This window comes from Hypericibacter terrae (assembly GCF_008728855.1).
GTDB classification, from domain to species: Bacteria; Pseudomonadota; Alphaproteobacteria; order Dongiales; family Dongiaceae; genus Hypericibacter; species Hypericibacter terrae.
Genome location: NZ_CP042906.1, coordinates 4,076,221 through 4,090,343 on the forward strand (window position 1 = coordinate 4,076,221; position 14,123 = coordinate 4,090,343).

The 14,123-nt window shown below is 66.4% G+C and carries 12 protein-coding genes; 1 reads left to right on the forward strand and 11 read right to left on the reverse strand.

What is annotated here, in order from left to right; all coding sequences use genetic code 11:
* Nucleotides 1-21 precede the first annotated feature (21 nt).
* The 3 genes from FRZ44_RS18600 to FRZ44_RS18610 are packed head-to-tail and all read right to left on the reverse strand — an operon-like array spanning nucleotide 22 to nucleotide 2,721.
* The gene (locus tag FRZ44_RS18600) at nucleotides 22-834 is read right to left on the reverse strand and encodes an ABC transporter permease (protein ID WP_151178587.1); all 813 of its coding nucleotides are present in this window, start codon (nucleotides 832-834) and stop codon (nucleotides 22-24) included.
* A complete protein-coding gene (locus FRZ44_RS18605) occupies nucleotides 831-1,706 on the reverse strand; it encodes an ABC transporter permease (protein ID WP_151178588.1) in 876 nt (291 codons plus the stop codon). The genes FRZ44_RS18600 and FRZ44_RS18605 overlap by 4 nt, the downstream gene beginning before the upstream one ends.
* Nucleotides 1,707-1,719: 13 nt before the next feature.
* On the reverse strand, nucleotides 1,720-2,721 hold the full coding sequence (locus FRZ44_RS18610) for an ABC transporter ATP-binding protein (RefSeq protein ID WP_151178589.1): 1,002 nt from the start codon (nucleotides 2,719-2,721) through the stop codon (nucleotides 1,720-1,722).
* A gap of 253 nt (nucleotides 2,722-2,974) precedes the next feature.
* Between FRZ44_RS18610 and FRZ44_RS18615 the strand changes: the two genes are divergently transcribed.
* Nucleotides 2,975-3,694: a GntR family transcriptional regulator gene (locus FRZ44_RS18615; RefSeq protein WP_151178590.1), complete on the forward strand. Its 720-nt coding sequence runs from the start codon at nucleotides 2,975-2,977 to the stop codon at nucleotides 3,692-3,694.
* 120 nt (nucleotides 3,695-3,814) lie between these two features.
* On the opposite strand, the gene FRZ44_RS18620 is transcribed toward FRZ44_RS18615, so the two are convergent.
* From FRZ44_RS18620 to FRZ44_RS18655, 8 genes are all read right to left on the reverse strand, one after another.
* Nucleotides 3,815-4,963, reverse strand: coding sequence for an IS4 family transposase (locus FRZ44_RS18620; RefSeq protein ID WP_151175409.1), 1,149 nt, complete (start codon nucleotides 4,961-4,963; stop codon nucleotides 3,815-3,817).
* Nucleotides 4,964-5,181: 218 nt separating this feature from the next.
* Nucleotides 5,182-7,158 carry an APC family permease gene (locus tag FRZ44_RS18625; RefSeq protein ID WP_151178591.1) on the reverse strand — a complete coding sequence of 659 codons (1,977 nt, stop codon included), beginning with the start codon at nucleotides 7,156-7,158 and terminating at the stop codon, nucleotides 5,182-5,184.
* 52 nt (nucleotides 7,159-7,210) lie between these two features.
* On the reverse strand, nucleotides 7,211-8,329 hold the full coding sequence (locus FRZ44_RS18630; protein ID WP_151178592.1) for a beta/alpha barrel domain-containing protein: 1,119 nt from the start codon (nucleotides 8,327-8,329) through the stop codon (nucleotides 7,211-7,213).
* A gap of 38 nt (nucleotides 8,330-8,367) precedes the next feature.
* Nucleotides 8,368-9,750 (reverse strand): class II 3-deoxy-7-phosphoheptulonate synthase, encoded by a 1,383-nt coding sequence (locus tag FRZ44_RS18635; RefSeq protein ID WP_151178593.1) that lies wholly within the window; start codon nucleotides 9,748-9,750, stop codon nucleotides 8,368-8,370.
* A 193-nt stretch (nucleotides 9,751-9,943) separates the two neighbouring features.
* Entirely contained in the window at nucleotides 9,944-10,285 is a 342-nt protein-coding gene (locus FRZ44_RS27630; RefSeq protein ID WP_191908179.1) for a helix-turn-helix domain-containing protein, read from the reverse strand.
* Nucleotides 10,286-10,344: 59 nt separating this feature from the next.
* On the reverse strand, nucleotides 10,345-11,712 hold the full coding sequence (gor, locus tag FRZ44_RS18645; RefSeq protein ID WP_151178595.1) for a glutathione-disulfide reductase: 1,368 nt from the start codon (nucleotides 11,710-11,712) through the stop codon (nucleotides 10,345-10,347).
* Between the two features lie 10 nt (nucleotides 11,713-11,722).
* A complete protein-coding gene (locus FRZ44_RS18650) occupies nucleotides 11,723-13,114 on the reverse strand; it encodes a hypothetical protein (protein WP_151178596.1) in 1,392 nt (463 codons plus the stop codon).
* Complete coding sequence (locus FRZ44_RS18655; RefSeq protein WP_151178597.1) at nucleotides 13,111-14,088, reverse strand: ABC transporter ATP-binding protein; 978 nt, start codon at nucleotides 14,086-14,088, stop codon at nucleotides 13,111-13,113. Before FRZ44_RS18655 ends, FRZ44_RS18650 begins: the two co-directional genes overlap by 4 nt.
* Nucleotides 14,089-14,123: the final 35 nt, after the last annotated feature.

Here is a 14,123-nt window from a genome sequence, read left to right on the forward strand (position 1 = left end):
TCAGTTTTGGTCCTAGGCCGGTCAGAAAGCGCGCCGATATCGCCGGCCGACCAGGAGCGCGGTCGCGACGAAGATCAGCGAGATGACGAGAAGGATGGTGGAGATGGCATTCACCTCCGGCGTCACGCCGAGGCGCATCATCCCGTAGACATAGACCGGCAGGGTGGTCGAGCCCGCGCTCGAGACCATCATGCTGATCAGAAAATCGTCGAGCGACACGACGAAGGCCATGATGGCGCCCGCCGCGATCGCCGGCGCCAGCAGAGGCAGCGTGACATGGCGGAAGAGCCGCCATTCGTCGGCATAGAGGTCGCGCCCCGCCTCTTCCAGCGTCCCGCCCATGTCGCGCAGCCGCGCCTGGACCGGCAGCAGCGCGAAGGGAATGCAGAAGACGGTGTGGGCGATGATCAGATTGAGCAGGCCGTAATGCATGCCCAGCAGCGAGAAAAAGACCAGGGTCGTGATCGCGACTACGATCTCCGGCACCACCAGCGGCATGGCAATCATGCCGGTGACGATGCCGCGCCCGAAGCGGATGGTGCCGCGCTCGAGCGCCAGCGCGCCCGCGGTCGCGATCACGGTCGAGGCGATGGTGGCGGCGACGGCGATGATGACGCTGTTGAGGGCGGCGCTGCGGATATCGTCGTTGTTCGCGACCTGGACGAACCAGCGCAGGCTGAAGCCCGACCAGACGGTGACGAGCTTGCTGGCATTGAAGGAATAGAGCACCAGGATCAGCAACGGTGCGTAGAGGAAGATCAGGATCGCGCCGGTGAAGGACGGCAGGCCGGGGGTCCGGCGCCAGTCGAAGGGTCGGGAGACGCGCGCGCTCATGCGTGGCTCCCCTGCGGCGGCACCCGGCGAGCCCGCAGCGCGAAGACCAACAGCACGGCGATGGCGATGACGGTCGAAAGCGCGGCACCGAAGGGCCAGTTGCGCGAGGAGCTGAACTGCATCTGGATCAGGCTGCCGATCAGGAGCTTCTTGCCGCCGCCCAGAAGATCGGGTGCCAGGAACGAACCCAGCGCCGGCGCGAAGACGAGCCCGACGCCGGCGAGCGCGCCCGGCTTGGCCAGGGGCCAGACCACGCGTTTGAAGACGGCGATGCGATCGGCATAGAGATCGTAGGCGGCCTCGATCAGCCGGAAGTCGATCCGCTCCAGCGTCGAATAGATCGGCAGCACCATGAAGGGCAAGAAGGTGTAGACGAGTCCCAGCAGGATCGAGCCGTCGTTGTAGAGCAGCGGCAACGGCGCCGACGTGATTCCGACCGCCCGCAGGCCGTCATTGATCAGGCCCTCGTCGCGCAGGATCAGGATCCAGCAATAGGTCCGGATCAGGGTGTTGATCCAGAAGGGCAGCGTGATCAGGAACAGCAGGATCCGCCGGCGCGATTCGTTCTGGCAGACGATGTACCAGGCGACGGGCAGCCCCAGCACCAGGCAGATCAGCGTGGTCGCGACCGCGAGATAAATCGAGCGCAGGATGATGAAGATGTAGTCGGGCGCGAAGACCAGCGTGTCGTCGAAGTCGCGCTGAAACAGGAACTGGACATAGGCATCGAAGGTCAGGGGCAGGTTCACGCCGCCATAGGGGTTGGCGGTCATGAAGGAGTAGCCCATGGCGATGAACATCGGAATCAGCATGAAGATTCCGATGACCAGGACGGCCGGCGCGATCAGGAAGAGTGTGCGCTTCGCCCCCATCGCCCGATTCCGCTCAGTTCGCCAGCTGGCGTTCGACGCCGTCCGGCCAGTCGACCGCGACCCGGTCGCCATGCCGGAAACGATCCTCGCTGTCGCGCAGCCGCGCGCGCAGCCTCATGCCTTGCGGCAGCGCCACTTCATAGAGCGTGTCGAGTCCGAGGAAAGTCACGCCCGAGACGACGCCTTCGATGCGGGCTGGCTTTCCATTCGGGCCCGACCGGATCGAGATCCGCTCGGGGCGCACCGTCACGGTGATCGACGAACTCCGGCCCAGCAGATCGCCCGGGATCAGGTTGGCCTCGCCGATGAAGTCGGCGACGAAGCGGCAGTTCGGATTGTCGTAGATCTCGCGCGGGCTGCCGACCTGGAGGATATGGCCGTCGCGCATGACGGCGATGCGGTCGGACATGGCGAGCGCCTCTTCCTGGTCATGCGTCACCAGGATGAAGGCGATGCCGGTCTCGCGCTGCAGCCGCTTGAGCTCGGTCTGCATCTCCTTGCGCAGCTTGAGATCGAGAGCCGAGAGCGGCTCGTCGAGCAGGAGGACGCTGGGCTTCGGCGCCAGCGCGCGGGCCAGCGCCACCCGCTGTTGCTGGCCGCCCGAGAGCTGGCTGGGTTTGCGCGCGGCGAAGCCGTCGAGCCTGACGAGCTGGAGCGTCTCGTTCACCCGCGCCGCGATCTCGGCTTCGGGCCAATCCTGCATATCGAGGCCGAAGGCAACGTTCTCGGCCACGGTCATATGGGGGAAGAGCGCGTAGCTCTGGAAGACGGTATTGACGGGCCGCTTCTGCGGCGGCAGCCCGGCCACGTCGAGCGCGCCGATGCGGATGGCGCCCTCGGTGGGCCGGTCGAAGCCGCCGATGAGACGCAGCAGGGTGGTCTTGCCGCAGCCCGACGGCCCCAGCAGCGTGAAGAACTCGTTGCTGCCGATCTCGACGCTGACGGACTTCAGCGCATAGACCGTCCCGGCATCCCGGGTGATGAAGGCCTTCGAGACGCGTTGCACTTCGATCATCGTCCGATCCGACCCCTGAATGGCGACGGCCCATCCGGCGGCGCGCCTCTTGTCACGGCAGCCCGTCCGGACAGCCGTAGACCGCCGCCTCGCGTTCGCCGCGGCCCTGATTTGACGCGCCGATCCCGAAAAGCTTCGCAGAAAAATTATATTTGTCAAAAGAAAATATATTTTATGATACTTAGAATTTAAACTGAGGATAATATATTGACTGCCGACCGCAACGGGCGCGAGCAAAGCCAGAGGGGCCTGGATGGGGCGCGACGCCACGCAGAACCTGACGCAAGGCGCCTATGAAGGGCTGCGGGCCGATCTCCTCGCCTGCCGCATCCTTCCCGGCAGCCGGCTCAAGATTCAGAATCTCTGCGACCGCTTCTCGGTCAGCCTCGGCGCCGTGCGCGAAGCGCTCTCGCGCCTGACGTCAGAAGGCCTGGTCATCTCGGAGCCGCAGCGGGGGTTTCGCGCCGCGCCGATCTCGGTCGCCGATCTGCGCGACCTGACGATGGTGCGGATCGAGATCGAGCGGCTCTGCATCGCGCGCGCGATCGCGGCGGGCACGGTCGACTGGGAGGCCAAGCTGGTCGCGGCCTTCCACCGGCTGTCACGCACGCCCGAGCGCGCCGTCACCGACCCGATGCGATCGGACGATGAATGGGCGGATGCCCATGCGGCCTTTCACTGGGCGCTGGTCGAAGGCGCGGACAGCCCCTGGCTCTTGCGCATCCACAGTCAGCTCTATGCCCAGAGCGAGCGCTATCGCCGGCTCTCGGTTCCGCTCAGCACCGGAGACAGGAATGTCGGCGAGGAGCATCAAAGCATCATGGAAGCGGCGCTGAAACGCGATACGGCCGGCGCCGTCGCGCTCATGACGCGCCATCTCGCGGTGACGACGGAGATCCTGCTGGGCGCCGACATCGAGAATTCTGCCGTGCGCCGCGCGGGCGAGGAGCCGGAAGCGGATCGCGGGGAGTAGAGACTCCCTCCCCTTCGACTGCCTCGGTCTCTTTTTCTGTCATCGCCGGGCTCGACCCGGCGATCCAGGGCCGGAGAGACTGGATGCCCGGATCAAGTCCACGGCTGTCCGGTTCCGGTTTCAGCTCCATTGTAGCGCCATTTGATGTGGGTTCGGAATTGGGGCGGTTTCGGGTTCGAGCAGGCGGTCGATGCGCCTGCGATGCATGAGGTTGGCGCGCACGAGGCGGGCGAAGGCCAACGGGCTGTGACCGTCCTTGATGGCTTTCTGTGCCAATCGCAACAACAGGAAAGCGATCAGGGCGACGGCGATCTGGATGCGAACGGCGTTCTCGGAAGTGCCGAGAAAGCGGGTGATTTTCAGGGTCTGCTTGACCCACCGGAAGAACAGCTCGATCGCCCAGCGGCGCTTGTAGAGGTCTGCGATCTCCTGGGCGCTGGCGTCGAGATCGTTGCACAAGATGCGCAGGATCTTGCCGGTTTCGGTCTTCACGCGGATCTCGCGGACCGGGTCTTGGAAGGGGTTTTTGCGGCTGGCGGCTTGGCGGGCCGGGAGATATCCGATCCGGTCGGAGAGAATGGCGCTGCCCCGGGGCAGGGCGTTCTCGGCGACGAGGGTCAGGGGTGTGTTGGATTTGAAGCGAGTGACGATGCGGCATCCGGCAGCGTCCAGCTTGGCCCACCAGGCATAGTCGTAATAGCCGAGGTCGAAGACATAGGTGGCGCCGGGCTCGACCGGCATGTCGTGGGCGGGGGTAATGTCGTTGACATTCGCCGCACTGACAGCGGCATAGATGGGGCGGTCGGCGTCGGGATCGTAGATCACATGCAGCTTGGCGCCGCAGACGCCGGCGCTGAAACGGGCCCAATCGGCGCTCAGACCGCTCAATCGCAAGCCAGTGGAATCGATCAGATAGGTGGTTTCGGCGATCTTGCGGCGCAGCCCGCGATGGGCCTGCTTGATCATCACGGCGAGCAACTCGGCGAACAGCCCGCTCGGCCTTATGGCATTGGCATCGGCCAGCGTCGAACGGCGAACCTCGCCCGTTCCCAGGTGATAGAGCCGCGCCGCGTGGCTCGTCAGCCCGCTCACGATCTCCCGCAGGCTCGTCGCGCCCGAAAGCTGGCCGTAGAGCAGCGCCACGAACTGGCCCTTGGTCGTCAACCGCCGCACCCGAGCATCGCTATTGTGGGCCTCGACCAGCCGATCGAAGTCGAGCCACGCAACCTGCTTAAGAACCGAATGAAATACGCTATTCTGGTGCCGCATGGCGCTGACCCTCTGCCCGTGTCCCGAAACGTTTGCCGACGTTCAGGACCGAGTAGAATCAACGCCATGCACCGCGTCCACAAAAACTCAACCGGACAGCCGTGGATCAAGTCCGGGCATGACAGGAATGGTGAGAGCGAGCCCAGCGGCAGCCCCCACCCCAGCCTCCCCCTCAAGCGGGGAGGTGAAGCAAGGAAGGCTCAGCCGCGAAGCGAGCGTCACACCTTCATCGGCAGGATCAGCATCGGCACGCCGCGCATATGGAGCTCGCGCTGCATGGCGAGCGCGGTCTGGTTGTGCAGCAGGCGGGTGACCAGGTTCTCGCGCTGGAAAAGAAGTTTCGAGGCGAGGAAGACGCAGTCGGGATACTCCGCCAGCACCTTGTCCGCGAGCTGCGTCAGTTCGGCCATCACGTCGGCGCCGAGCCGGTAATAGGCGGCCGCCGCCATGCCGCGGCGCTGGCAGTAATTCACGAACTGGTCGAGGCTCGCCTTCACCTCTCCCTCGAGCTGCTTCAGCGCGTCCTCGCTGCGGAAGCTGGAGGAATCGATTTCGCCGACGCGCAGGAAAATATAGTTCTTGAAGCGGTCGCCGAAGAGCTTGCGGGCGGTCAGCAGCGTATGCATGCCCGAACCCGTATTGGCGCCGATCAGGAAGACCGCGGTCGGCTTCTTGGGATCGAGCGGCGGCGGCTTGTCGACCGGGCCGCCGGGTGCGGTCGCCGCGAAGAGCGCGTCGACCTTCGCCATCTGACGGCGATGCTCCTCGTAATACTGCCGGATCATCAGACAGAGGCCGATCACGAGGCCCGTGATCAGGATCGTCATCCAGGCGCCTTGCGTGAACTTGGTATAGACCGTGACGCCCAGGATGCCGCCGGTCACGACGGTGCCGAGGATCGCCAGCAGCAGGCGTCCGATGCGCGGGCGGCCGTGGCGCAGCTCGGCCAGCCAATGCACCAGGAGGCCGGCGAAGCTGAGCGCGAAGCTGATGAAGACGTTGATGCTGTAGAGCACGACGATGATGCTGACCTGGCCGCCGGTCAGGATCAGCACCCCCACCGCCGAGAGGCCCATCATCAGCACGCCGTTCTGCGTCACCAGCCGGTTCGAGAACTGGGAGAACTGATGCGGAACCCAGCGGTCGGCCGCCATGTTGGCGAGCACCGCGGGGCCCCCGAGGAAACCGGTATTGGCGGCGACGAACAGCAGGCCGGCCGCGAAAGCGAGGGTCATCAGCATGACGACCGGCAGCACCGGCGAATCCGCGCCCAGCAATTGCTCGAGGATCAGGCGGAAGGTCGCGGCGTTGAGGGTCCGGCCATGCTCGGGCACCACCGCCCAGAGCAGATAGAGGATGATCAGGCCGCCGGCGGTGAAGGCCAGCGAGGTCGCCATATAGGCCATGGTCCATCGCGCGCTGCGGACCCGCGGCTCCTTCAGCATATGGACGTTGTTCGAGACCGCCTCGATGCCGGTATAGGTGCCGCCGCCCAGCGCGAAGGCCTGCAGCACGACAGCGAGCATCGCCGGCAGCCCGATGGCGCCGACCAGATTGCGGGTTTCCGTGATCGTGTCCGGAACCAGGGTCGGCAACCGGTCCGCATGCATCGACATGCCGAGCACGATCAGGCCGCCATGGGTGACCAGGAATCCCAGGAAGATCGGCATCAGCACCAGCACGACCTCCTTGATGCCGCGCAGGTTCGCGACCAGGAGCGCCAATGTGATGACAATTTCGACCGGCAGCTTCCAGGGCTGCCATTCCACCGGAAGCAGGCTGAAGAGCGCGTCGACACCGCTGGCGATCGAGATGGCGATCGTCAGCATGAAATTGACGATCAGCGCCGAGCCCGAGACCAGGCCGGCCTTCGGGCCCAGCAGCACCGAGGCGATGCGGTAACCGCCGCCGCCCTGGGGGAAGAGCTCGATGACCTGGATATAGCCGAGGCAGATGATGAAGACGGTGATCGCCGTCGCCACGGCGAGATAGAGCGCCAGATGGTTGTAGCCCATCAGCGCGAGGAAGGATTCCTCGGGTCCGTAGTTGGCCGACGAGAGTCCGTCCGCGCCCAGCCCGACCCAGGCCAGGAAGGCGACCAGCAGCATGCCTTCGCGATGCTGGCTCGCCAGCGGATTGCGCGGCGCACCGATCACGATGCGCTTCAGGCGCTTGAAGTAGGCCCTTCCAAACATGCTTGCCGGCCGGCGCGGGCGCCGGCCATCCCTTGTCGTTTCTTTGGTCTTCTTATCGGCGCAACAGGAACTCGCGGCCGACCTTCACCATCGGCTTGCCGTCATATTCGATGATGTCGGCTGTCGCATAGGTTTCGGTCCAGCGCTGTGGCAAATAGGAGCCCGTCCCGATCACGTCGATCGGCGCCTTGGCGTCGGCCATCACCTTGCATTTGGCCGGATCGAATCCGGAGGAGGCCACCAGTTTGACTTTCTGGAAGCCCGCATTGTCGAGCGCGTCGCGCATATGCCAGCAGGCCGCAGCCGAGACTCCGGCGCCGACGAGATAGCGCAGTTCAGCCTCGCTGCGATAACCGCGGATCGCGGCCGGCGCATGGCGCTCGAGCGCCGCATAGGACGCCGGCGGATCGAGCCCTTCGATGAAGCGGCTGCCGGGCGTATCGATCCGCACGCCCAGTTTCCCGGCCTCGGCCAATTCCGGAAAGCGGCGGCAGACCGCGAGCGAGTCCGTGACCTCGCGCGCGAAATAATCGACCAGCACGGTCATGTCCTGGTCGGGGAAGCTCTCATGGAACATCTCGGCGGCGCGCAAGGTGGAGCCCGCATAGCCGATGAAGGCATGCGGCATGGTGCCGAGCCCCTGCGTCAGGCCGAAATAGCCTGCGGTCGCGGTGGTGGCGTTGCCGATGAAGCCCTTGGCATTCACCTTGCGCCGCGCGCGGGCCGAACCGACGCTCGCGGCATAGGCCATGATCTCGGCCATCTCGAGCCCGGCGCAATGGCGCGCATCCATGGCGAGGAAGGCCACCTTCGGCAGATCGGCGCACATGGTATAGGCGTTGAAGGCGGCGACGCAGGCGGGTCCCAGCTTCTGCAGGAAGATGGTCTCGAGATCGCAGAGATGGAACAGCGAGCCGCCGATATAGAGGATCGGCTCGCCGGCGCCGACCCAGCGGCCTTCGGCATAATTCACGTCGATCTTGAATTCGGTTCCGCGCGCCTTGGCCATCCCCTGGAGCCACTCGACCGCGAGGCGCGGTGCGGAGACGACCGGGCGGCGCATGAACACGGCATAGGTCACGCGCCGGTCCCCGAAGCGGCCCACCGCCTCCTTGGTGCGCATGAAATACTGGTCGGTCCAGGCCGCTATCTCGTCGGGCTCGGGATTCATGACCGCGTCGCTGTTGGAGCGGGGACGATCGGGTTCGATCAGGAAGCCTGGGCGACGCGCTTGCCCGCGGCCAGCCGTTCACGCTTGAGCGACTCCGCGATGAGGAAGGCCAGTTCGAGCGACTGGCTGGCATTGAGACGCGGATCGCAGTGGGTGTGATAGCGATCCGCGAGCCGCTCGTCGGTGATCGCCTGGGCGCCACCGATGCATTCGGTCACGTCCTGGCCGGTCATCTCGAAATGGACGCCGCCGGCATGGGTGCCCTCGGCCTGATGCACGGCGAAGAAGCCGCGCACCTCGGACAGGATGCGGTCGAAGGGCCGGGTCTTGTATCCGGACGAGGATTTGACCGTGTTGCCATGCATCGGATCGCAGGACCAGACCACCTTGGCGCCGGCACGCTCGACCGCGCGGATCAGGGCCGGCAGCTTCGCCTCGACCTTGTCGTGGCCCATGCGGGCGATCAGCGTCAGGCGGCCCGGGATGTTCTGCGGGTTGAGGATCTCGATCAGCCGCAGCAGATCGTCCGTCGGCATGGTCGGGCCGCATTTGAGCCCGATCGGATTCTGCACGCCGCGCAGGAACTCGACATGAGCGCCGTCGGGCTGGCGGGTGCGATCGCCGATCCAGAGCATATGGGCCGAGCAGTCGTACCACTGTCCGGTCAGGCTGTCGACGCGCGTCAGGGCCTGCTCATAGACCAGCAGCAGCGCTTCGTGGCTGGTGAAGAACTCGGTCTCGCGGATCTGCGGCGTGGTCTCGCCGGTCAGCCCGCAGGCCGCCATGAAGTCCAAAGTCTCGCTCAAACGGTCCGCCAGCTCGGCATAGCGATGGCCTTGCGCGCTGTCGGAGACGAAGTCGAGATTCCAGCGATGGACCTTGTGCAGGTCGGCGAAGCCGCCTTGCGCGAAGGCGCGCAGCAGGTTGAGCGTCGCCGCCGACTGGTTGTAGCTCTGCACCAGCCGCTCGGGGTCCGGACGGCGGGCGTCGGGTGTGAACTCGATGCCGTTGATGTTGTCGCCGCGATAGCTCGGCAGCTCGACGCCATCGATGGTCTCGGTCGGGGCCGAGCGCGGCTTGGCGAACTGGCCGGCCATGCGCCCGACCTTCACGATCGGGCAGGCGGCGCCGAAGGTCAGCACCACCGCCATCTGCAGCATGACGCGGAAGGTGTCGCGGATGTTGTTGGCGTTGAATTCGGCGAAGCTTTCCGCGCAGTCGCCGCCCTGGAGCAGGAAAGCCCGCCCCTCGGCCACGGCACCCAGCCGCTCGGTCAGCCGCCGGGCCTCGCCCGCGAAGACCAGCGGCGGAAAGGCACGCAGCCGGCGCTCGACATCGTCGAGCTTGGCCGGGTCCGGATATTCCGGCACCTGGCTGATCGGCTTGGCGCGCCAACCGTCGGGCATCCACTTCGCGGTCATGAAAGTTCCTTTCCTGCCCCCATTCCCGAGCAAGGTCCCCGCATATACGCCCTCGCGCCTGTCATTTCAACCAACCCCCGGGAGCCTTCCCCCGGTGCCCGAAGCCGATGGCTGGCGGGCATCGGCCGACTTGGCCCGCACTCTCGTTTAGGAGTTGGAATCGCTAGATTTTCAAGGAGCCAAGCGGATGGGTTCAGCGACCGGGGCCGCCGCCCGCGAGCAGCTCAGGATCCACCTTCAGAGCCTTCGCCAGCTTCCGGACGAGCGCCCGCCCCGCCTCCCGTTCGCCTCGCTCGATCTGCGAGATGTAAACCGGGCTCGTACCCGCCGCCCGCGCCAGGCGCGCCTGGGTCAAGCCGCGATGCTCGCGCAGCGCCTTGATGGGAGGGGTGCCATCGAGGATGGCGGCCAGCACGGCATCGGGGAAAGCCTCGCCCGGCTGATCGAGATAGGCCTGGACGGAAGCGGCGTCGGCGCGATCTTCGAGTGCCGCTTCGATCCGCTGCCATTCGGCGATCGGAACCACCACCGCCACCGGCCGTCCATTCTTTGCGATGATTTGTCGTCCGCTCGTGGATACCCACTCCGTACCGGCTACGCCTTGGGATCGGGCTCCGGCGTGCGCAGGGTTACGAACTCTTCGGCGGCGGTCGGATGGAGGGCGACCGTGGCGTCGAACTGGGCCTTGGTCGCGCCCATTTTCACGGCGATGGCGATGGCCTGGATGATCTCCGGGGCATCAGCTCCCACCATATGGGCGCCCAGGACCCGCTGGCTGGCGCGATCGACCACCAGCTTCATCAAGGTGCGCTCCTCGCGGCCGGTGAGGGTGTGTTTCAGCGGCCGGAAGCTGGTCTTGTAGATGTCGAGCGCGCCATGGCGCCCGCGCGCGATCTCTTCGCTCAGGCCCACCGTCCCGACCGGCGGCTGGCTGAAGACGGCCGAGGGCACGGTCTCATGGCTCATGCGCCAGGACTTCTTGCCGAAGACCGTGTCGGCGAAGGCATGGCCCTCGCGGATCGCGACCGGCGTCAGATTGATGCGGTTGGTCACGTCGCCGATCGCATAGATATGCGGCACGCTCGAGCGCGATTCCTCGTCCACCGCCACCGCGCCCTGGCCGGCGAGCTTCACTCCCACCGCCTCCAGCCCCATCCCTTCCGTGTTGGCCACGCGGCCCGTGGCATAGAGGACCTGGTCCACTTCCAGGCGCGTGCCGTCCCAAAGCACCGCGATCAAACCGGGGCCCTCGCGCGTCAGCGATTTGAGGTCGGTGCCGAGGCGCAGATCGATGCCTTTCTTGCCGATCTCACCGGCCAGGAAATGCCGGATATCCTTGTCGAAGCCGCGCAGGATCTGCTCGCCGCGATAGATCAGGGTGGTCTTGGAGCCGAGCCCGTGAAAGATGCCGGCGAACTCGACCGCGATGTAGCCGCCGCCGACGACCAGCACGCGCTCCGGCAGGCGATCGAGATGGAACGCCTCGTTCGAGGTGATGCCGAGCTCGGCGCCGGGATGGCCGGGGCGCTGCGGCCGGCCTCCGGTCGCAATCAGGATCGTGCCGGCGGTGAAGCGACGGCCCTCGAGATCGATCGTGTGCGGATCGGCGAGACGCGCGCGGCCCTCGAACACGTCGGCGCCGGCGCTGGTGAGGATCTTGCGATAGATCGCGGAGAGCCGGTCGATCTCCTTGTCTTTGTTGGCGATGAGCCGGCCCCAGTCGAAGCTGGGCTCGCCCGGCAGATCCCAGCCATAGGCGGCGGAATCCGCAAAATCCTCGCGGTAATGCGACGCGTAGACCAGGAGCTTCTTGGGAATGCAGCCGCGGATGACGCAGGTGCCGCCATAGCGGTATTCCTCGGCGACGGCGACGCGCGCGCCATGGGTGGCGGCGATGCGTCCGGCCCGGACGCCGCCCGAGCCGCCGCCGATGACGAAAAGATCGTAATCGTAGCCCGCCATCCCGGGTCTCCTACGCGGCTTGCGGCTGCGCCCTGGCCAGATCCGAAGGCATCGGGCGCGGCGCCAGGGCGCGCCAGCGCCGCCAGGTCAGCAATGCCATCACGACCACCTCGGCCAGCGGCAGGCCGATCGCGACCAGAGGGCCTTCGAGCGGCCAGGGCAGGAACAGCGCCTGGATCCAGCCGTGCCCGAGAAATCCGAGAATACCCGGGATCACCCAATAGAGGATCGCCAGATAGATGAGCGCGGCCAGATCCGGGCTGCGGGCACGCTTGCCGAAATTGAGGAACAGCAGGATCAGGAGATCGCGCAGCGCGAACAGGAGCGCGGCGATGGCCCAGGCGGTCGCCGCCAGGATCTTCACATCGGCGATCCTGAAGATGTCGTAGAAGAGCGGCTGGATCAGCGCCGGATCGGTCTGATCGGTGCGAAGCCCCAGCGCGATCACGAACCAGGCCATCAGCGGCAGCGAGGGCAGCCAGAGCGGCATCAGCCGCGCGGCGCGGCCCCAGTCGCCGGTCTTGAGCGAGATCAGGAACCAGCGATAGCGCACGCTGTCCTTGCTGTCGGCGAAGATCGCCACGTAGAACAACAGGGCCGAAAGCGGCACCGCCACCACCAGCCAGTCGATGCCCTTCGCCTTCGCCGCGGCATCGGTGAAGCCGGCGAAGAAGGCGATCACATAGATGGAGAACAGCGTCCAGGCCCAGGGCCAGACCGGCTTCTGCAGGTCGGCGCAGAGCGCGCGATAGACGGCGAAGAGCGCCCAGGCAAGGAAACCGGCGGCGGCGGCCAGGAAGAAATTATTCGGCCGCGCCTCGAGCCCGTACCAGTCGACCATGAAGCTGACTTCGATGTGGCTCAGATCGAGCAGACCGGGGCCTGCCGGCGAGAGCAGCACGCCCGCGACGATGCCGAGGCCCTGCGCGATCAGCGAGGAGCCGCGCCCGCCCGCCCGTGCGCGTCCGCGCCGCAGGAGGACGGCCAGCAGCGCGACGGCGAGCGCGGTGGCACCGGCGATCGGATGCAGCAGGAAGACCTGCCAGCTCTGGTCGCTCTCCACCGCCATCACGGCGAGACAGATCAGGCCGCAATACCAGACATAGCTGGTGGCGCCGAAGAGCTTGCCCCAGGCCATCGAGAGCGGCCCCAGCGCCGACATGCGCTGGCTGTCCCAGGTGCCGTTGGAAATCTCATCGCCGAGCGAGGCCGCGGCGCGGCGCGTACCCCAGAGCAGCATGATGATGTAATAGGCCCAGAGCGCCACATGCGAGACCTCGCCCATGTCACGCCCGCCGATATACCAGGCGAGCAGGAAAATGGCGCCCAGCACCAGCGGCGCCGCGATCAGCCGCGGCAGGGTCATTTCGAGCCAGAGATTGCGCAGGAATTCCGGATTCATGGGCGGGCTGCCGGGGCTGTTGGCGCCGCGGCCGGCGGGGGCAGCGCGTGGCCGCGGGCCCGGTTGTCCTTGAGCAGCGTGAGATAGGCATCCTGCAGATCGGATTTGGCCGCGGCAAAGCTCGCGACCGGCAGGCCCGCTTCGATCAGGCGGCGCAGCAAGGCGGCCTGGGCGGCCGCATCGCCGGTCGCGACGAAGCGCGCCATCGGGCCTTCGACCAGGACCTCGCCGACCCCGATCGAGGTGAGCACCGCCGAGAGATCGCTGCGCGGCTCGGCCAGTGTCAGTTCGAAGCGCCGCGCGCCGCCCGGCGCCACGGTACCGTCGAGGGCGCGATGTTCGAGGATGCGGCCCTGCTCCATCACCAGGAGATGGGTCGAATAATCCTCGAGCTCCGCCAGGATGTGGGAGGAGACCACCAGGGTCATGCCCTCGTCCTTCAACCCACGCAGCACCGCGGCGAGGCCGAAGCGGGCTTCCGGATCGAGACCGGAGGCGGGCTCGTCGAGCAGGATCACTGCCGGCTCATGCACGATCGCCTGGGCGATGGCGAGACGCTGGCGCAGGCCGCGCGACAGCTCACCCGCCCGCTGCTTGAGGCGGTCGGAGAGGCCGAGCCGCTCGGCGGCGCGCTGGACCGCGGCGGCGCGGCGTGCCGAGGGAATGGCTTGCGCCCGCGCGCGATAATCCAGGCAGCGCGCGACCGTCAGCTCGGCATAGAGGCCGAAGAAATCGGAGAGATAGCCCATGCGCGCATGGGCCTGACGCGGCACCCGATGGACATCGATCGCATCGAGATAGACATGGCCATGGGCCGGCAGAGCCAGCCCCGCCATGCAATTGAGGAGCGTGGTCTTGCCGGCACCGTTCGGTCCGACCAGGGCGGTGATGGAATGCGGCTCGATGGCGAAGGTCACGCCATCGAGGGCCCGAAATCCCGGATAGTCGAAGACTAGATCCTCGACCCGGATCATCGGGCCCCCAGACTCATGGCGCGAACGCGCGGTCT

Excerpts from the sequence above, each read along its gene's own strand:
- FRZ44_RS18600 (WP_151178587.1), bottom strand. The coding sequence starts at position 834 with ATGAGCGCGCGCGTCTCCCGACCCTTCGACTGGCGCCGGACCCCCGGC.
- FRZ44_RS18605 (WP_151178588.1), bottom strand. The coding sequence starts at position 1,706 with ATGGGGGCGAAGCGCACACTCTTCCTGATCGCGCCGGCCGTCCTGGTC.
- FRZ44_RS18610 (WP_151178589.1), bottom strand. The coding sequence starts at position 2,721 with ATGATCGAAGTGCAACGCGTCTCGAAGGCCTTCATCACCCGGGATGCC.
- FRZ44_RS18615 (WP_151178590.1), top strand. The coding sequence starts at position 2,975 with ATGGGGCGCGACGCCACGCAGAACCTGACGCAAGGCGCCTATGAAGGG.
- FRZ44_RS18620 (WP_151175409.1), bottom strand. The coding sequence starts at position 4,963 with ATGCGGCACCAGAATAGCGTATTTCATTCGGTTCTTAAGCAGGTTGCG.
- FRZ44_RS18625 (WP_151178591.1), bottom strand. The coding sequence starts at position 7,158 with ATGTTTGGAAGGGCCTACTTCAAGCGCCTGAAGCGCATCGTGATCGGT.
- FRZ44_RS18630 (WP_151178592.1), bottom strand. The coding sequence starts at position 8,329 with ATGAATCCCGAGCCCGACGAGATAGCGGCCTGGACCGACCAGTATTTC.
- FRZ44_RS18635 (WP_151178593.1), bottom strand. The coding sequence starts at position 9,750 with ATGACCGCGAAGTGGATGCCCGACGGTTGGCGCGCCAAGCCGATCAGC.
- gor (WP_151178595.1), bottom strand. The coding sequence starts at position 11,712 with ATGGCGGGCTACGATTACGATCTTTTCGTCATCGGCGGCGGCTCGGGC.
- FRZ44_RS18650 (WP_151178596.1), bottom strand. The coding sequence starts at position 13,114 with ATGAATCCGGAATTCCTGCGCAATCTCTGGCTCGAAATGACCCTGCCG.
- FRZ44_RS18655 (WP_151178597.1), bottom strand. The coding sequence starts at position 14,088 with ATGATCCGGGTCGAGGATCTAGTCTTCGACTATCCGGGATTTCGGGCC.